Annotated in this window: 20 protein-coding genes, 1 tRNA gene and 1 pseudogene; 7 read left to right on the top strand and 15 right to left on the bottom strand. The window is 48.6% G+C overall.

The features are described from left to right. Positions 1 to 4: 4 nt before the first annotated feature. The 3 genes from fliQ (at position 5) to rcsA (ending at position 1,982) form a co-directional block, all read left to right on the top strand. Positions 5 to 274 carry a flagellar biosynthesis protein FliQ gene (gene fliQ / locus ABVN36_RS12685; RefSeq protein WP_000187355.1) on the top strand — a complete coding sequence of 90 codons (270 nt, stop codon included), beginning with the start codon at positions 5 to 7 and terminating at the stop codon, positions 272 to 274. Between the two features lie 8 nt (positions 275 to 282). Further along, positions 283 to 1,077, top strand: a complete 795-nt coding sequence (gene fliR, locus ABVN36_RS12680) for a flagellar biosynthetic protein FliR (RefSeq protein ID WP_000616953.1) — start codon at positions 283 to 285, stop codon at positions 1,075 to 1,077. 281 nt (positions 1,078 to 1,358) lie between these two features. After that, entirely contained in the window at positions 1,359 to 1,982 is a 624-nt protein-coding gene (gene rcsA, locus ABVN36_RS12675) for a transcriptional regulator RcsA (protein ID WP_000103971.1), read from the top strand. 38 nt (positions 1,983 to 2,020) lie between these two features. On the opposite strand, the gene dsrB is transcribed toward rcsA, so the two are convergent. Next, positions 2,021 to 2,215 (bottom strand): protein DsrB, encoded by a 195-nt coding sequence (dsrB, locus tag ABVN36_RS12670; protein ID WP_000867218.1) that lies wholly within the window; start codon positions 2,213 to 2,215, stop codon positions 2,021 to 2,023. 128 nt (positions 2,216 to 2,343) lie between these two features. On the opposite strand from dsrB, the gene yodD reads away from it, so the two are divergent. Further along, positions 2,344 to 2,571, top strand: coding sequence for a YodD family peroxide/acid resistance protein (gene yodD, locus ABVN36_RS12665; protein WP_000844798.1), 228 nt, complete (start codon positions 2,344 to 2,346; stop codon positions 2,569 to 2,571). Between the two features lie 309 nt (positions 2,572 to 2,880). Further along, entirely contained in the window at positions 2,881 to 3,696 is an 816-nt protein-coding gene (locus ABVN36_RS12660) for a mannosyl-3-phosphoglycerate phosphatase-related protein (protein ID WP_023137972.1), read from the top strand. On the opposite strand, the gene dgcQ is transcribed toward ABVN36_RS12660, so the two are convergent. The 3 genes from dgcQ to ABVN36_RS12645 all read right to left on the bottom strand — a co-directional run bounded on the left by dgcQ (position 3,675) and on the right by ABVN36_RS12645 (position 6,731). Next, on the bottom strand, positions 3,675 to 5,387 hold the full coding sequence (gene dgcQ / locus ABVN36_RS12655; RefSeq protein WP_001119833.1) for a cellulose biosynthesis regulator diguanylate cyclase DgcQ: 1,713 nt from the start codon (positions 5,385 to 5,387) through the stop codon (positions 3,675 to 3,677). The genes ABVN36_RS12660 and dgcQ overlap by 22 nt on opposite strands. A gap of 164 nt (positions 5,388 to 5,551) precedes the next feature. Then, positions 5,552 to 5,737 carry a YodC family protein gene (locus ABVN36_RS12650; protein WP_000232161.1) on the bottom strand — a complete coding sequence of 62 codons (186 nt, stop codon included), beginning with the start codon at positions 5,735 to 5,737 and terminating at the stop codon, positions 5,552 to 5,554. A 76-nt stretch (positions 5,738 to 5,813) separates the two neighbouring features. Then, positions 5,814 to 6,731 carry a DUF808 domain-containing protein gene (locus tag ABVN36_RS12645; protein ID WP_085920526.1) on the bottom strand — a complete coding sequence of 306 codons (918 nt, stop codon included), beginning with the start codon at positions 6,729 to 6,731 and terminating at the stop codon, positions 5,814 to 5,816. Positions 6,732 to 6,900: 169 nt separating this feature from the next. Here ABVN36_RS12645 and yedA point away from each other — a divergent pair, with 169 nt between their 5' ends. Further along, positions 6,901 to 7,821 (top strand): drug/metabolite exporter YedA, encoded by a 921-nt coding sequence (gene yedA / locus ABVN36_RS12640; RefSeq protein WP_001212262.1) that lies wholly within the window; start codon positions 6,901 to 6,903, stop codon positions 7,819 to 7,821. Here yedA and ABVN36_RS12635 read toward each other — a convergent pair. The 4 genes from ABVN36_RS12635 to drpB form a co-directional block, all read right to left on the bottom strand. Beyond that, positions 7,810 to 8,280: a very short patch repair endonuclease gene (locus ABVN36_RS12635; protein WP_023137973.1), complete on the bottom strand. Its 471-nt coding sequence runs from the start codon at positions 8,278 to 8,280 to the stop codon at positions 7,810 to 7,812. The genes yedA and ABVN36_RS12635 overlap by 12 nt on opposite strands. Beyond that, entirely contained in the window at positions 8,261 to 9,691 is a 1,431-nt protein-coding gene (locus ABVN36_RS12630; protein ID WP_001157305.1) for a DNA cytosine methyltransferase, read from the bottom strand. The genes ABVN36_RS12635 and ABVN36_RS12630 overlap by 20 nt, the downstream gene beginning before the upstream one ends. Before the next feature lie 73 nt (positions 9,692 to 9,764). Beyond that, positions 9,765 to 10,460, bottom strand: a complete 696-nt coding sequence (locus tag ABVN36_RS12625) for a phosphohydrolase (RefSeq protein WP_023137974.1) — start codon at positions 10,458 to 10,460, stop codon at positions 9,765 to 9,767. A gap of 79 nt (positions 10,461 to 10,539) precedes the next feature. Beyond that, positions 10,540 to 10,851 (bottom strand): cell division protein DrpB, encoded by a 312-nt coding sequence (drpB, locus tag ABVN36_RS12620; RefSeq protein WP_000107443.1) that lies wholly within the window; start codon positions 10,849 to 10,851, stop codon positions 10,540 to 10,542. Positions 10,852 to 11,500: 649 nt separating this feature from the next. On the opposite strand from drpB, the gene ompC reads away from it, so the two are divergent. After that, on the top strand, positions 11,501 to 12,712 hold the full coding sequence (ompC, locus tag ABVN36_RS12615; protein ID WP_023137975.1) for a porin OmpC: 1,212 nt from the start codon (positions 11,501 to 11,503) through the stop codon (positions 12,710 to 12,712). A gap of 258 nt (positions 12,713 to 12,970) precedes the next feature. On the opposite strand, the gene ABVN36_RS12610 is transcribed toward ompC, so the two are convergent. The 7 genes and pseudogenes from ABVN36_RS12610 to ABVN36_RS12580 form a co-directional block, all read right to left on the bottom strand. Further along, on the bottom strand, positions 12,971 to 13,159 hold the full coding sequence (locus ABVN36_RS12610) for a hypothetical protein (protein ID WP_024131163.1): 189 nt from the start codon (positions 13,157 to 13,159) through the stop codon (positions 12,971 to 12,973). Positions 13,160 to 13,169: 10 nt separating this feature from the next. Further along, a complete protein-coding gene (locus tag ABVN36_RS12605) occupies positions 13,170 to 13,382 on the bottom strand; it encodes a cold shock domain-containing protein (RefSeq protein WP_000208509.1) in 213 nt (70 codons plus the stop codon). Positions 13,383 to 13,836: 454 nt separating this feature from the next. Next, on the bottom strand, positions 13,837 to 15,105 hold the full coding sequence (locus ABVN36_RS12600) for a Y-family DNA polymerase (protein WP_001728934.1): 1,269 nt from the start codon (positions 15,103 to 15,105) through the stop codon (positions 13,837 to 13,839). Positions 15,106 to 15,107: 2 nt separating this feature from the next. After that, entirely contained in the window at positions 15,108 to 15,527 is a 420-nt protein-coding gene (locus tag ABVN36_RS12595) for a translesion error-prone DNA polymerase V autoproteolytic subunit (RefSeq protein WP_023137976.1), read from the bottom strand. Between the two features lie 749 nt (positions 15,528 to 16,276). Beyond that, a complete protein-coding gene (locus ABVN36_RS12590; RefSeq protein ID WP_023137977.1) occupies positions 16,277 to 17,095 on the bottom strand; it encodes a hypothetical protein in 819 nt (272 codons plus the stop codon). 481 nt (positions 17,096 to 17,576) lie between these two features. After that, positions 17,577 to 17,822, bottom strand: a pseudogene (locus ABVN36_RS12585) (hypothetical protein); the annotation flags it as partial. Between the two features lie 290 nt (positions 17,823 to 18,112). Continuing rightward, a tRNA-Ser gene (locus tag ABVN36_RS12580) sits at positions 18,113 to 18,202 on the bottom strand. Positions 18,203 to 18,253 lie beyond the last annotated feature (51 nt).

Below are 18,253 nucleotides of genomic sequence, written 5' to 3'. Positions count from 1 at the left end.
CAAAATGACTCCTGAATCCGTCATGATGATGGGCACCGAGGCGATGAAAGTCGCTCTCGCCCTGGCTGCGCCGCTGTTACTCGTCGCGCTGATTACCGGCCTCATTATCAGCATCTTGCAGGCCGCGACTCAGATTAATGAAATGACGCTGTCGTTTATCCCTAAAATCGTCGCGGTATTCATCGCAATTATCGTTGCCGGCCCGTGGATGCTCAACCTGCTGCTGGACTACGTACGCACTCTGTTCAGCAATTTACCTTATATCATCGGATAAACAGAACGATGATTCAGGTTACAAGCGAGCAATGGCTATACTGGCTGCATCTCTATTTCTGGCCTTTGCTGCGCGTACTGGCGCTGATTTCAACGGCGCCCATTCTCAGTGAGCGCGCTATTCCCAAGCGGGTAAAACTGGGGTTGGGAATAATGATTACCCTCGTTATCGCGCCGTCGCTACCGGCAAACGATACGCCGCTTTTTTCTATTGCCGCCTTATGGCTGGCGATGCAACAAATTCTGATCGGTATTGCGCTGGGATTTACCATGCAATTCGCCTTTGCGGCGGTGCGTACCGCAGGTGAGTTTATCGGTCTGCAAATGGGGCTTTCCTTTGCCACCTTCGTCGACCCGGGCAGCCACCTGAATATGCCGGTTCTGGCGCGTATTATGGATATGCTCGCCATGCTACTGTTTCTCACCTTTAATGGCCATTTGTGGCTTATTTCGCTGCTGGTCGATACCTTCCATACTCTGCCCATCGGTAGTAACCCGGTGAACAGTAATGCATTTATGGCGCTCGCCAGGGCCGGTGGGCTCATTTTCTTAAACGGACTGATGCTGGCATTGCCGGTCATTACCCTCCTGCTTACGCTCAACCTGGCGCTGGGGCTATTAAACCGCATGGCGCCGCAGCTCTCGATATTTGTTATCGGTTTCCCGCTTACCCTCACCGTCGGCATTATGCTGATGGCCGCGCTAATGCCATTAATTGCGCCGTTTTGCGAACATTTATTCAGCGAAATTTTCAATTTGCTTGCTGATATTGTTAGCGAGATGCCGATAAATAATAACCCATAATTTTTATCCTGTTTTACTAAGGTTTATCCGAAAATAAATTTTAAAAAACATTCACCAGGATATATCCGCTGCCCCTTATTTGTTTTTACTTCACTCACATAACGCAACATTCACTTTACTTTAAGATGATTCCTGGCAAATTATATGTAACTTTACGGGATAGTAAGTTCGCCTGAAAAACCGCGTAAGCGTTGTCTAAGGTGACTATTCGTGTTCCGTCTGATTATGGTGAGTTATTCAGGTAAGGGGAATTATCGTTACGCATTGAGTGAGGGTATGCCATGTCAACGATTATTATGGATTTATGCAGTTACACCCGGCTAGGGTTAAGCGGGTATCTGGTCAGCAGAGGGGTGAAAAAAAGGGAAATCAACGACATCGAAACCGTTGACGAACTCGCTATCGCTTGTGGCGCGCATCAGCCTTCGGTGGTGTTTATTAATGAGGACTGTTTCATTCATACGCCTTCAGACAGTCAACAAATAAAGCAAATCATTAATCAACATCCTGACACGTTATTTATTGTTTTTATGGCAATTGCTAATGTGCATTTTGATGAATATTTATTAGTAAGAAAAAACTTATTGATTAGCTCGAAATCGATTAAACCTGACTCGCTGGATACCATTCTTGGCGATATTCTGAAAAAAGAGTCGGGTATTTCAGGAACCATAAATTTACCAACATTATCGTTAAGTCGAACTGAATCCAGCATGTTGCGAATGTGGATGGAAGGTCAGGGAACCATTCAGATTTCTGACAGAATGAATATTAAAGCAAAAACAGTATCCTCCCATAAGGGGAATATAAAAAGAAAGATAAAAACGCATAATAAACAAGTGATCTATCACGTAGTGCGGCTGACAGATAACGTCACTAACGGCATTTTTGTTAACATGCGCTGAGACATCCGGACTGGCAATGTACCTCCAGTCCGGCTCAATTAGTCCTGCTCCGCCTTCTCGACAAAAATACCATCCTGGTGACCTGACTCATTGAAGAACCAGATGCCGAGCGGGTAATCCTCCAGCGAAACCAGGTACATTGTGCCTTCACTAAATTCTTCCACTGCCAGTACCACGCCTGGTCGGCGGGGACCGCCGTCCGTTTTAACGGTTACCCGATCATTCACCTTCATCATTTTCCTCCTGTCGCTTTGTGCCAGTGTAGAACAATTTTCTGCGTCTGACAGCGCCTTGCTGGCGTGTTTGCTGGTTTTCTCAACGGTCTATACTTAGGCTGTCAGGAACCCGTGAGGTAGTGAAGATGAAAACGGCAAAAGAGTACAGTGATACGGCCAAGCGCGAAGTGAGCGTCGATGTAGATGCGCTACTGGCGGCCATCAATGAAATCAGCGAAAGCGAGGTTCACCGTAGCCAGGAAGATCCTGAGCGGGTGAGCGTAGACGGACGGGAATATCATACATGGCATGAATTAGCTGAAGCATTCGAGCTGGATATTCATGATTTTAGTGTAACAGAAGTAAACCGTTAAAAATGGCCGAAAAAAATCCCGGCCCTACGGGTCGGGATCAAACTTGCTTATGCAAGAAGCACTTGAAAATTCGTTACACCAGGAAATCTGATGTGAGATTTACCTTATCTGCAATTTTTTTGCATGACAAGTAAATATTTTTTACATGAATGATTAAGCGCGCTAATAGTTCGGTAGCAAAAGTGTGACAACGCATGTGCTGCCTGGAAGCGACGGGATCGGTTCCAGTTAGCGTTCGACTTCTTTCGGGTGTGCTTTAGGACTTTTCCTGGAAATAAGCCCGCCGTTGCAACGGAAAATGAGGAAAAAATGCTCTCAATCCATGACCCCTTGCTGATTTTTACCGATCTGGACGGCACACTGCTGAACAGCCACACTTTTGAGTGGCAGCCCGCGGCCCCCTGGCTTACTCGCCTGCATGAAAGCGGCGTGCCCGTGATCCTCTGTAGCAGTAAAACCGCGGCTGAAATGCTCCAGCTCCAGACGACGTTAAATCTACAGGGACTGCCGCTGATTGCGGAAAACGGCGCGGTGATCCAACTGGACGTTCATTGGGAAGACCATCCCAACTATCCCCGTCTGATAGCCGGTATTTCTCACAACGAAATCCGCCTCGTCCTGCATAAATTGCGTGAAAAGGAACAGTTTAAGTTCACCACGTTTGATGACGTTGACGATCAGGTGATAAGCGAATGGACGGGCCTAAACCGGGCACAGTCTGCCCTAACCCGTCTGCATGAAGCGTCGGTGTCGCTGATCTGGCGCGATAGCGATGAACGCATGGCGCAGTTTGTCACCCATTTAAATGACCTGGGACTGCAATTTGTCCATGGCGCCCGTTTCTGGCATGTGCTGGACGCCTCCGCCGGTAAAGATCAGGCTGCTAACTGGCTGATAGAAGCATATCGTCGGCAGTGGCGCGCGCGTCCTCTGACGTTGGGGCTAGGAGACGGCCCCAATGATGCGCCTTTACTGGATGTGATGGATTATGCGGTTGTCGTCAAAGGGCTAAACCGGGAGGGTGTACATTTGCGTAACGACGATCCTCAGCGCGTCTACCGTAGCCAGAACGAAGGGCCGGATGGCTGGCGCGAAGGAATGGACTATTTCTTTTCCCGCTCCTGAGTCGCGTCGCTGGCGCAAATACGGTTACGTCCGGACTGTTTGGCGTAATAAAGCCGTTTGTCGGCCAGTGACTGCAACTGCTCAAAATCATAGTCGCCGTATTCCTCCGCGCTACTGATCCCCATTGACGCGCTGATACGAAGCGTCGTGCTTTTCGTCACCAGAATCTCTTTGTCATTAATGCGCTGGCGTATGCGTTCGGCAATCTGCAGCGCCTGCGCTTTCGTCGCGCCGGGCAGCACGATACAAAACTCTTCGCCCCCTACCCGTCCGGCGATGTCGTGCGCTCGAATGGTGCTGCCAATGAGCCCAGCGGCATGGGACAACACGCGATCGCCTGCCTGATGACCAAAGCGATCGTTAACGCTTTTAAAATAATCTAAATCCAGCTGTATCACAGAAAATGGCTGGCGGGCTTCCCGATAGCGCTTTGCCAGCCTGGACGCTTTTTCAAACAGCGCGCCACGGTTATACAGCCGGGTCAGCGGATCGTGCCATGCCTGCCATTGCAGCGAATTTTGCAGAACAAACATGTTTTTGACCATATGTCGAATAACGCCCCAGGAGATCAACAGCATCGCCGTAAAAAGCACCCATAACAGCGTCAGCGCGATACTAATACTGCCAAAATTCCCTTGTATGCCTTCACGTAATGTATGCACGCGCAGCAGGACGCCATCAAAATGATCCAGCCGCTCCCAGCTTACATAATGCGTTCCTAAACGCAGCCCGCCCAGGGTATCTTTTTCTATTTCACGCGCCAGTAAGGCGCGCTCACGGTCATTTAACGTATTCGCGGTTTGTTGTTCCGGCGCGGAGTCCGTCAACAAACGGAGATGGTTATCGTATAGCTGATATTCCCCTTCAATATCCTTTTCGGCCGCATCGCGCAGGAACCGCTGTAATGACGCGACGGGAATATCCATTGCCAGTACGCCATACCAGTAATTATCGTGATCCAGCGGTAGACTGGCTGTCACTTTTTTCTGCTCGTCAGTAACATAGGGCTGTGCGGAGGTAAACCACCGCACGCCGCGCTGTGGGTTACGCCGTTGGCTTTGCTCGATAAACCAGGGCTGAGTCACGTACTGATAGTAACGGGAGACAATATCGCTACCGTACGCCGTAGGGAGAGTTGAGAGGTAAAACCCTGAGCGAGAAACATACATCGTCTCCAGCGTCAGCATGGCTGATGAGCGCGCCAGACGCGCCAGATACCCTAACTCCAGCGTGGCGGTTAATTCATTTGCCAGGTCACGACTCTCCCGCGAAAGAAGCGTCGTCCGGGCGACAAATTGATCGGAAACGCCATATAACGGCAATGTCCGCCGCTTATCCAGCTCCAGTTGCCAGAAATGTCTGACGCGTCGTTGCTCAAACTGCGTCACCGCGCTTTGCAATGCGGAAAAAGCCAGCGGCGCCACCAGTGCTTCATGCATACCGTTGCGTAAAAAGATCAACCTGTCCATGTTGAATTGCAGTTGGCGGTCAAGGACATTCGCGACGCTCCCCAGATGATTGCGCTGACTGGCGACATACGCGTCTTTCAGTATCATCACTTCCCGCCAGGTAAGTAGCGTCGAGAACAGCATCACGATCAGAAAACAGGTGTTGACGACATGACCGGGACCAAAACGCCGCGCCAGCTTTTTAAACCAGCCTTGATTGTCTAACAGTGTTTCGTGCGGCACCCTGGTAACTCCTGGTTATTGATACAACTCCCCCTGATGGCTTACGGTAGCCAGACCTCATCAAGGGATACCACTCAATCCTGGCATAACCAGGTAGCAGCATGTCGCAGCGCGACGACTCTTTTTCTCCACAGCAAAACGCCCGGCATTAACCGGGCGTTTTGTCATCGGGCTTCGTCCCGCACGCGCCTTTCCTTGCCTGGCACGAGCTCATTCTCATGGAATGCCTCCCGCTTTACGCCAAAACCATCATACCAGCGACACTCTACCATTCCGCTGGAATAACCGGTGACGATCATCCGGGGCCCACCCTCTTTCACGGTAACTTCCTCACTGACAGAAAAGACCATACCTGCCTCCTGTATCAGATGAAACGTTTTCACCTTAGACGAGGATGGACAATTTTGCATAATTCATTGTAGAAAATCAGTGCGAAACACCGCGAATTTTCGCCACACCTTTCACCAGCGCCACCACAATGGCGCCGATAATAAAGCCGAGCACCAGATTCAGCCCCGCAGGGATCGTATGCGCCATGAAAGCCCCCTGCTGCTGCGCAAAATGTTCAATGGCATGGTGTAGCGGCGCAATACCGTGTACGACAATCCCGCCGCCGACCAGAAACATCGCCAGCGTACCGACAATGGATAATGCTTTCATTAACCAGGGCGCGATAATCAGTAATCCTTTACCGACGCCCTGCGCCAGCACGCTACGCTTTTCCGCCAACCAGTACCCCATATCATCCAGTTTGACAATAATACCCACCAGGCCATACACGCCAATGGTCACAACCAACGCAATCCCCGCCAGCACCAACACCTGATTAAGCAGCGGCGCCTGCGCGACAATCCCCAGGGTAATGGCCACAATTTCAGCGGACAGAATGAAATCGGTACGGACCGCCCCTTTTACTTTATCTTTTTCAAAGGCCAAAGGATCTTGCGCAGCCAGCGCCTCAAGACGTTTTTGCCGCTCCGCCGGGTCTTCTTTGTGTTTTCGCGCCTCAAAGGTATGCAGGACTTTTTCTACCCCTTCAAAGCAGAGAAACGCGCCGCCTAACATTAATAAAGGCGTGATGGCCCACGGGATAAATGCGCTTATCAGCAGCGCCAACGGCACCAGAATAACCTTGTTGATTAATGATCCTTTCGCCACGCTCCATACCACTGGCAGCTCGCGATTAGCGCGAACGCCGGTCACCTGCTGCGCATTGAGCGACAGGTCGTCCCCCAGTACGCCCGCGGTTTTTTTCGCGGCCAATTTGCCCATTACCGAAATATCGTCCAGCAGCGTGGCGATATCGTCGAGTAATGTCAGTAAGCTACTTCCTGCCAAAATGATTTCCTCGGTCTTTTCTTCTAAGACGTTAAGTATGTAGCAAAACGCGCAATGCCGAAACCGGCGGCGCGGGTCAACGCCTTTTTATTCCAAAAGGACAATTATAATGCTCGCCAGCATAATAATTTTGACGTTTACTATATCCACCCTTTTTATTTCACCGTGAGTGATTATGCGTTTCCGGCAGTTATTACCTCTTTTTGGCGCGCTTTTTGCCTTGTACATCATTTGGGGGTCTACCTATTTTGTTATCCGCATAGGCGTTGAAAGCTGGCCGCCGCTGATGATGGCAGGTGTACGTTTTCTCTCGGCGGGGATGTTGCTCATGGCGTTTTTGCTGTTGCGCGGCGAAAAACTTCCGCCGCTGCGCCAGACCATCAACGCCGCGCTGATTGGTCTACTGCTGCTGGCGGTAGGTAACGGTCTGGTGACGGTGGCGGAGCATCAAAACGTGCCATCGGGCATTGCTGCCGTCGTGGTCGCCACTGTCCCGCTATTTACGCTGTGCTTTAGCTACTTTTTTGGTATTAAAACGCGCAAATTAGAATGGGTGGGGATTGCCATTGGACTTGCCGGGATTATTCTGCTGAACAGCGGCGGTAATTTAAGCGGCAATCCGTGGGGCGCGATTTTGATCCTGATAGGTTCGATGAGCTGGGCATTTGGTTCCGTTTACGGCTCGCGCATCGCCCTGCCTGTGGGCATGATGGCGGGCGCGATTGAAATGCTGGCGGCGGGCGTGGTATTGCTTTGCGCGGCGTTTCTTTCCGGCGAAAAGCTCGCCACGCTGCCTGGTTTATCGGGGTTTATGGCCGTCGGCTACCTGGCGTTATTCGGTTCTATTATCGCCATTAATGCCTATATGTACCTGATTCGCAACGTCAGTCCGGCGCTGGCGACCAGCTACGCCTATGTGAATCCGGTTGTCGCCGTGTTGCTTGGCACTGGCCTGGGCGGTGAGAGGTTATCGCCCGTTGAATGGGCCGCGCTGGGCGTGATTGTGTTTGCCGTAGTGCTGGTGACTCTGGGTAAGTACCTGTTTCCCGCCAGGGCGGTGATCACACCGTGTAAAACGGAAGATTCACGCCAGTAGATGAATCCCCTGGGTGTCGATCTGCGCGCTGGCGCCGCCGCCGCAGATCCACTCTTCCAGGCGCTCCGCCAACGCCGCGTCGCTCAATTTCGCTCGCCCGCGCAAGGCGCACTCCCAGACGATCAGTACCCGCCAGCCAAGCGCCTGTAAACGCTGAATATCGCGCTCATCGCGCTCAACGTTCTTACCGATTTTTTCCAGCCAGAAAGCCGTTCGCGTGGCCGGCACTTTGAACAGATAACAGTGGTGATGATGCCAAAAGCAGCCGTGAGTAAAAATCACACAATCATAATCATTCACCACAAAGTCCGGCTTGCCCGGTAATGTCTCGTCCTGAGTATGAAACGTAATCCCCTGCGCGCTTAACAGGCCAGCAAGACGTTTTTCAATAGCCGTATCGCGGGTCGCTATCGCGCGCATATTTTTACTGCGCGTGGCTTTATCGTGAACGTCCGCCATCTACCGTCTCTCTCTGACGCAACGTCACCGCCTGGTGAATTTTGGGTTCCAACAGCTTTGCTACCGCAGCAAATACCGGCACCACCACGGAGTTGCCAAACTGGCGATAGGCCTGCGTATCCGAGACAGGTATCCTGAACTGGTACGTTTGCGGCGCCTCAAATCCCATTAAACGCGCGCACTCTCTCGGCGTGAGTCGGCGGGGACGATGTTGTTGGTTGCCAGCATCGTCGAAATTCACTTCGCCTTTCGCCATATCCCAACCACGATCGATCAGAATTTCGGCACCATCTTTGTAGTAGCGAGCAGATAACGTGCGCGCCACACTTTCCGGATTGTCAGGATAAACCATGCCATAGCCAAAACCGTTTCCCCGCGCCTGGTGCTTTTTCGCGTAGCGATATAAATATTTCCACAGCACCGGCGTCAGGATATATTTGGCTTCGACGACGGGCTCCAGCAGTTCTGCCAGCGTCGGACGGCGCGGTGGATAACAACGGGCGATATTGCGTAACGTAAAATCGGTTTTCAGGTTTAAATCGCGACGGAATCCCACCAACACAATACGTTCCCGATGCTGAGGAAGAAAGTGCTGCCCGTCGATAATTTTCGGATCGTCCGGGCCATTGTCAGCGGCATCCGCCACGTCATATCCCAGTTCATCGAGCGTTTGCATAATAATGCGGAAAGTGTTGCCCTGGTCGTGACTTTTAAGGTTTTTCACGTTTTCCAGCACAAACAGCGCGGGGCGGCGAGCGTCGATAATTCTTACGACATCAAAAAATAACGTCCCCTGAGTCTCGCAGGCAAAGCCGTGGGCGCGGCCCAGCGCATTTTTCTTGGAAACGCCCGCCAGAGAAAATGGCTGACAGGGAAAGCCCGCCAGCAGGACATCATGTTGCGGAATATGCTGGCGAATGTGTTCCGCCGCCTCATCATCGCTGACCCCTTCCCGGTGGCTCAATGTGATATCGCGGATATCTTCATTAAAGCGATGTTGCAGCGGATCGCAAAAATAGTTCGCTTTATATGTCCGTACCGCGTGCTTATTCCATTCGCTGGTAAACACGCACTGTCCGCCTATCGCTTCAAATCCGCGGCGAATGCCGCCGATGCCCGCGAAGAGATCAATAAAACGAAAGGCGTAATGCGGATGATGCGCTGGCGGCGTCGGCAACCCTGTTTTAAGACAGGTGAGTTCATTGTCGCTCAAGCGATGCCATGCCGCGTTCATCATTACGCGCTTGAAGATGGCCGGGCTCCAGTGCTGCTCGCCCAGGCCGTTAAGGTGCGCCACCAGCGTTTTAACATCGTAGATTTCCAGCAATTGACTCAGCATCGCCTGGATCTCGCTTCCGGCGTCGTCGGCGATGAGGTTCCGGGCGTGTGTTACTGAAATATTTTCCTGCATACATTTAACCGGCCAAAAATAATTGCCGACAGACTAACATAAAATGACGCGGTTTACGTTTCAGCGGCAGGGGTTACTGATGCGTAGCAAACATCTGGATGACCGCCTCATCCCGTGTTTCATAGTCGCCTTTCAGCTCAGCGCTCAGTTTCGCCATGTACGACACCAGAAAATCCGCATTACGCTGCGCCAGGGACTTGCCCCGTTCGGTCTGCATCGTCAGCGGCAGTTTCAGCAGTTTGGTTTGAAAATGGTCGAGCGCGAATTGCTTATCGTTAAGAGGCCGTCTGTCGGCAAAGGGATCGTCGGCATCAAACAGCGCGACGCCCAGCGCGCCGGAGACCGCGAAGACCCGCGCCAGACCAATGGCGCCCAACGCCTCCAGCCTGTCTGCATCCTGCACGATTTTTGCCTCTGGCGTGGTAGGCGCAATTTTTGCGCTGAAGCTATGCGCTTCGATAGCATGACAAATGCCCGCCAGTTTTTCTGCCGGAAAGTCAGGAAAATCCCGCAGAAAAATACGCCGGGTTTCTGCCGCCGCCAGAATGGAAGAACGATGCCGCTGCGGATGATTTTTCGCCAGGCTGATGATGTCATGGAAATAACATGCCGATAGCACCACCAGCCAGTCGACAGGACTGTTTTTCCCGAGCGTTTGCGCGGTTGCCCAAACACGACGAAAATGGGAGATGTCATGGGCGGCATCCTGTTCCTGGTGGTGGTGACGTAGCCAGTCTTCAAACTGCGATTGCCAGTATCTTGAGTCCATACGCCCTCTCTTTATAGCAGACCATTTTTATTACATGCCTGAGCACAGGGTTCGCTATCCTGACATATCCGCCACCACTTTACATCCTTGCGTGCTTGCGCGTTTCTGGCTGAGTGTCGGCGGGATACCCCCTGTTTTTGCGAGGCCGGGTGTACCAGGCAATACTCCCCAGAATAAGCCAGACGACGCCCAGCGAAAGCGCGTTAAGCCATTTTTCCGTTGCGCTGCCAGGAGTGCTGATTGGGCCGAGAACCGGCTCGGTTTGTATGGCGGACATCAGCCACACGCAACGCGCCATCGCCCAGATGAAGTAGCCGCAAAAGGTATAAAAAACCCATAACGCTAATTTACCGCCCATGCTACGGGTGGCGTTCTCCTCCCTGGTACTCAAACTTTACTCCGCTTTTGTGATGTAAGTCATATGACATTAATTACATTATAATGTGATATTAGTCACATTTCGACCATGGAATACCTTATCCACCTGTTCTGATTATTCATTCCACAAATAGTTTATTCTCAGTTAATGTTGCATCTGGCGCTGAACCTGCTGTTAAATAAGGGAATGGTGATTGAATCGCACTCTGATGCAGAATAACCCATAACCAGAACAACTTATTTTTACGCACCGCGATAGCGTTTTATTTTATTAGCATTAAGTGTCAGAATGATTCGGTTATTAGCCTTTTATCATTTATTTTATCATTACCCACATTACCGGCATTTATGCCGGTTTTTTTTATGCTTTTTCATAATCAAAGCATCAAATACATATAAAAAACAAATTATATTCACTCCAACATCCATCAAGCCAAAACATATAACTCATTGATAAAAAATGATAATTATAGAATATATATTCTTAGTTATTTATATAGCCAGTATTATAAAAAACCAAACGGAAACAAATTGAAATATTTTAAATAGCTTTGTTACATGTTATTTTTTAAATTCCATGAACTTCATAGAATAGTATCAATTTGTAGTTTTGTTGAAGTGGCTACATATTCATATAAATTATTATCATAAGGGAATACATAATGAACAGAAAAGTTCTGGCACTGCTTGTCCCGGCGTTATTAGTGGCAGGCGCAGCAAATGCGGCTGAAGTTTATAATAAAAATGGCAACAAACTCGACCTGTACGGCAAAGTTGATGGTCTGCGTTACTTCTCTGACGATGCAGGCAGCGACGGCGACCAGTCCTACGCCCGTATTGGCTTTAAAGGCGAAACGCAGATCAACGATATGCTGACCGGCTATGGTCAGTGGGAATACAACATGCAGGCGAGTGGCACTGAAGGTAACAGGGATACATCCTGGACTCGTCTGGGCTTTGCCGGTCTGAAATTCGGCGAGTACGGCTCTTTCGATTATGGCCGTAACTATGGTGTTATCTACGACGTTGAAGCCTGGACCGATGTGCTGCCGGAATTCGGCGGCGACTCTTACACCCAGACAGATGTATATATGCTTCAGCGTGCTAACGGCCTGGCCACCTATCGTAACACCGACTTCTTCGGCCTGGTGGAAGGCTGGAACTTCGCGCTGCAATACCAGGGTAATAACGAAAGTGGCAATAACGGATTTGGCCAGGAAGGCTCCGGTAATGGAACTAACCGCGGTACAAATAAAGAAAACGGTGACGGTTTCGGCCTCTCTACCTCTTATGACTTTGACTTCGGGTTAAGCCTGGGAGCTGCTTATTCAAGTTCTGACCGTACCGATGCCCAAGTAGGTAATGGATATGGTGATGGTCATCGTTACTATGGCAACAATGATGCCGGCGGTGAAACTGCCGAAGCCTGGACCGTAGGTGTCAAATATGACGCCTATGACGTATACCTGGCGGCGATGTACTCTGAAACCCGCAATATGACCTCTTATGGAGACAGCGACTATCACTCTGCAGACGGTAAGTTGGGTGGCGGCGGTATCGCTAACAAAACCCAGAACTTTGAAGTGGTTGCACAGTATCAGTTCGATTTCGGTCTGCGTCCGTCCATCGCCTACTTGCAGTCTAAGGGCAAAGATTTAGGCGGCCAGGATATGGATAGCCATGGTAACTATCGTTACACCGACAAAGATCTGGTTAAATATGTTGACGTCGGTATGACTTACTACTTCAACAAAAATATGTCCACCTACGTTGATTATAAAATCAACCTGCTGGACGAAGATGATGACTTCTACACAAACAACGGTATTGCAACTGATGATATCGTAGGTGTTGGTCTGGTCTACCAGTTCTAAGACGCTTTATGTTATTCAAGCCCGTGCTTAGCACGGGCTTGTTATTATAGGGCAAGAATTAAATAACGGATAACGGCGCAAAGACAGGTGACCTGGCTTCATCGGATAGATGAAGACAACGTCGCTCTTTTCAGGCGCTGTCTGCAAGAGAAATAACACCTTTGGGGAAAGGTAAATGCCACTATAGATGATGAATGTCAGCGTCTATAGATGATAATCATCGGGCATAAAAAAGCTCCGATACGGAGCTAATATGAATTATTTTCTAAAATCTAGCGGAACCTGCCCTGAGCGAATGTATAATCCAACATTATCAAAAGTGATCATGGTTGACTTACAAAAAATACATTTCGCGCCAAACGGGTTTTGCTCAGTAACATCGAATGTCGATGTTCTGTATTGTGAACCATGGCAACATGGACACCGGAAGTGAATTTTATTAGTAATATCAGTTGCCTTAAAGCGCCACAACGTTAACCGCTGATGGACCTTTTGGTCCCTGCTCTACTGAAAACTCCACTTCCTGATTTTCATTCAGAGTGCGGAATTCATTACTTTGAATGGCGGAAAAATGCACAAACACATCTTTGCTGCCATCTTTAGGCGTAATGAAACCAAAGCCCTTTTCAGGGTTAAACCATTTTACTAAACCAGTGATTTTCGTCGTCATAATATTGTTACCTTTCGAATGAGCCCTTGGGCAAAATGGCCTGAAGAAAATTATCAGAGAGAAAAAAACCTAAAGGAGATCTCAAGAGGAACAAATGATGAGAAATATTACAATCACTACTTCAGATAAGTTTGTATCAAACCGCACAACCATTAACGCATGGTTAACTGCACATAGCAAGCTTTAGTTTTGTTAAAAAAATATTAATTGTTTTTTAGCATTATCACGCTGATTGCCATACTCTTTTTATCCATGCCCGTCGCTACGGCTGAAACCTGGCGTAAATAAGTGACGTCTCACAACGCCTACCTTGCAATAAACGCGCCACATTTCCTGATGTCGTAAACCAGGATACATGCGCCTCATCGTGAGAGGTTCCTGTGATCTTGTGTGACCAAAACCGGTTAGAGAACGGGGATGATTTGGCAACTATCTCAGGCATTGATCGCACAAGTTACTTAACACGCAGTAGATCAGAGTATCTTGTGGTGTACCGAGGCGAAAGCATTTCTCGCTTCATAGCCCACTGTTGCGACATCCCCTGCCCGGCGAAGTACAGCGTCCCCTTCCCGTCTTTTGCGTTAAGATGGTCCAGTACTTCCATCAACTTCGCACTACCGGCGCGCGGCGCGTTATCGTCGAAAAGGTTGAGTTGCGCTACGCCCTGACTGAAGAAGTCACCCAGCATCACCCCCGCTTTCTGGTAGCGATGGCCGTCGCGCCAGATTTTATCCAGGCATTTCACAGCCGCATTGATAATGTCGCGTGAATCCTGCGTGGGGGTGAGAAGCGTCACCGCGGCGCTGTTACCGTAGTAGGGCTCGTTCAGGGCAAAGGGGGATGTTTTGACGAATGTTGAGATGAAACGGCAGTACTGGTGCTCGCCGCGGAGTTTTTCTGCCGCGCGCGCAGCGTAGCTGTAAATAGCCTGGCGCATTTCCTCATAGTCTGTGACCCGCTCGCCGAAAGAGCGGCTACAAACGATTTCCTGCTTTGCCGGCGCAAACTCTTCAAGCTCCAGACATGGCTCTCCGCGAAGCTCTCTCACGGTACGCTCCAGCACGACATTGAAGTGTTTCCTGATGATCCAGGTACTTTGTTCAGAGAGATCGAGAGCAGTCTTGATGCCCAGGGCATTGAGCTTCTTACTGATGCGTCTGCCGACACCCCAGACATCCTCTACGGGTATCAGGGCCAGCAGCCGACGCTGGCGGTCGATGTTCGACAAGTCAACCACCCCGTCGGTCTGGCGCTGCCACTTTTTCGCAGCATGGTTAGCCAGCTTGGCAAGGGTTTTCGTCTGGGCAATGCCTACACCGACAGTCAGGTGCGTGCGCTTCAGGACCGTCGCTCTTATCTCGCGCCCGAAATCTGTCAGATCCCGGCAGTTTCGTACCCCCGTTAGATCACAAAAAGCCTCATCAATGCTGTAAATTTCTACCCGCGGCACCATCTCCTCGAGTGTGGTCATTACCCGGTTCGACATATCAGCGTAAAGCTCGTAATTACTGCTGAAGCAAACAACACCGGATCGCCGGAAGCGTTCTTTCTGTTTGAAGTATGGCTCACCTGGTGCGATACCGAGCTGCTTCGCCTCGGCGCTACACGCGATAACGCAGCCATCATTGTTTGATAACACCACCACCGGTCGGCCACATAAATCAGGACGAAAGACCGTTTCGCAGGAAGCGTAAAAGCTATTAACATCGCAGAGCGCGAACATAATCAACTGACCGCTTTAATGATAAAGGTCACCACCCCGAATATGTCGAGCGTGTCTTCACTGCCGACAGGTATGGGTCGATAGGCGCCGTTCATGGGGATTAACTGCACTGTCGGGCGCAACTGCAACCGTTTTACGGTGAACTCTCCTTCAATTGCCGCAATTACAATGTCACCGTGGTCAGCGTTCCGTGAGCTATCCACCACCAGCAGGTCGCCGTCGCTGATGCCTGCTTCAATCATTGAATCACCCGTGGCTTTGACAAAATATGTTGAGTTGGGATGAGAAACGAGCAACTCATTAAGATCGATACGCTGCTCAATGTAGTCCGCCGCGGGGCTGGGGAATCCACACGGCACTAAGTAACTGAAAAATGGGAGAGGAATAATTTCGCGCAACTCTGTAGGTCTGAAAAATTCCATAATCCATACCTCGAATACTGTTTTTATATACAGTAGCATTATTTGAACATGCGCGCAAGATACCGGAGTCGCTACGGCTGTTTAAATCTTCGTCGCTTCGTTTGTAAGTTTCTCTCTCAGTTCAAATTATGGGTTTTGTAAATTTTCCGGTTGTATTGTCATGTGAGCATATTTAAGCCAGTCTGGAGGCCAGATTTTCTGTACAGCGTCGACAGTCCCGCAGCGTAAGTTATCGCCACGCGCCAGCGCGTTTCCCTGACAGCAATTAATCTTCTGCCCAGCGCCCATGTCTACAGGGGAACATTTCGGGCAACAGGCCGGGTGCGATGATTACCGAGGACGACGGCGTTAAGTCGCCGCGAGTGACATCACTGTGAATCCCGATGGGGTACAGCGAGCTTCATGGATTTACTAAAAATATAACAGACACAAAAAATAGTTTTATTTTTCATTATGATTAATATCAGTTTGCATATTGGAAATAAGGATAACTGACCAGAACACCATGATAAACACTGACAACAAATTAAAAGCGTAGTATTTTTGATTTGCGGCAACAAAATTAATAAGAGTCATAGTAACTAAAAAAACTCTTTTTCTTTTCCTGTACAAATAAGATAAAAATCGCTTCATCCACCACCGCAAGAATATGTATATTATCTGTTATTACTATTTCGATCACACAATATCAAATTAAATATATCTCTATGACCTATCCATTAGTGTAATTTTCTTAAACTGAAAATTTATCATTTACAGCCCAAACTCTTACGCATTTTTTCTTTTAATGGCTCGGCTACTTCTGGACGTAATTTTGAGTATAAATTTTGTACATTTTCACAGCCAGCAGGTTGGCCTGATGATAAAGGTTCTATTTTCGTCAGGATATTCCACAAAATATAAATTGCAAATGCGATTAGCATTATACTTAAAAAATAAACACGGATACCCCGAGCATTAAACAACGCAGGGACATTTGATGTTTCTTGTTTAACGGATGGCACATAATTTACGACCGGAGCAGCAACCTCAGGAATAACAAGTTGTTTTCCATACGGAACGAAGTATGCAGAAATATGCTCTGGGCTATAACGCTGTTCAACACGTTTCCACTCATCTGACGGAATGAGTAAGAACGATAATGTATCACTAAAAGTGCTGTTCTGATATACCCGCAAACTATATCCACTATTAGCCAATATATGCTCAATGCGCACCAGTTCTGTATCAAAACCATCACTTCCCATTGGGTAGTGATGAAACACATACTGCGTATCAACCAAATTTATCGTTGCTGTTTCAATCTCACTGTCATAATCGAATTTGACCGTGACAGGCTTCTCTCCCTGATTATCTGAAAGTGCCTCAAGCAGGCTAAAAGTTCCCTCTTTCCAGTCAATATTAATTCCGTAGATACTCATAAACAGCGCCTGGTAGTCCTCTAATGCAGACTCAGACAGCCACGGCTCTTTATGTTTCTCCAAAAAAAACTTACGCCTTAAAGAGGCTTGTTCATCATCATTGGCAGCAAAAAAATCAAAAAACTCATCCTGTTCTGGTAATTGCATCGTGGTTCCATCCAGTATTTTATTAATCAAAAATCGATCCCAGCAGCTAATTTTCCCTGCTGTCTATGATAGAATAGAATATGTGATCTCAAAGCGTCAAGATGACAAAACCAAACGAGCACGCATCCATTCAATAAATGAATAAACCCTGTTAATACAAATAGTTTTAAAAATGATTTATCTGGACAACTGAAATTATCTTTATACTGATAGCAGTACAGCCATTTCTGTAAGTTTAAATGACAAATAAAAAACACGGACAAATCGTTTTACGTTATTTCCAATATTTTTCAATGTCTGCCCTCTGTTTTTTTACGTAATCTCTATGTTGTCGCGACGGGAACAATAATAGCGAATTCGCGTATGACGTTTTAGGGGCATCCATAAAAGAGTTTTTTGAAAAACATGAAGGGAGATGAACGGAAAAAGGTTCGTTAAGGCTGGATGCGATCACGTTCGCTTACGGCGAACGTAACCCTTTTTACCTGGCTGCATTTTTCTTCTTCTTTTCGTCCTCAACATGCTTATCAACAGGTGAGTCTTTTAAGCGATTGTTTTGCATGATGTCATCTTCAAGCGATTTTAGATAGCTTGCATCAGTCAGCAAGGCTATTGCCAGCGTTTTCGCATAAAATTGCGCGTGGCTTCGTGTCGTAGGATTTACCGCGTAGGTTCTGGCAAGCTCATGTCCAGGGGAGGCGGTATCACCACTGAAAAAGATTTCGCCTCTTTTCCTCCATCCTCCAGCAATCCATTTCCTTTAAGATACCCTTACAAGATCCGTGTGAAGCAACGGCAGTTAAACTGTTTTGTCACCAGAGATGTGAGATGGGCGTTGCAAAAGAGTGTGAGCTTGTGAGCTAAAGAAGATAAAAGTGGATGCCCGACGCGCAGCAAAATGGTAAAAAACAGCATCAGTAGTAAGAAAAATCGAGCGAGTGAAAGAAATTTTAATGCAGGGATTTATGTATGACGAAATCAAAAACGCTTTGTCAGTGATTGATTTTGTTGAATGATTGGCGGAGAGAGGGGGATTTGAACCCCCGGTAGAGTTGCCCCTACTCCGGTTTTCGAGACCGGTCCGTTCAGCCGCTCCGGCATCTCTCCGTATATTGCAATGATGCCAGGTAATTTGGCATTTTAACAGACCCTATTCGG

The sequence above is a fragment of the Salmonella sp. SJTUF15581 genome, assembly GCF_043356775.1.
Classification (GTDB): Bacteria; Pseudomonadota; Gammaproteobacteria; order Enterobacterales; family Enterobacteriaceae; genus Salmonella; species Salmonella enterica.
The sequence above is the reverse complement of the archived record's forward strand: the minus strand, read 5'-3'. Positions and strand labels throughout refer to the sequence as shown.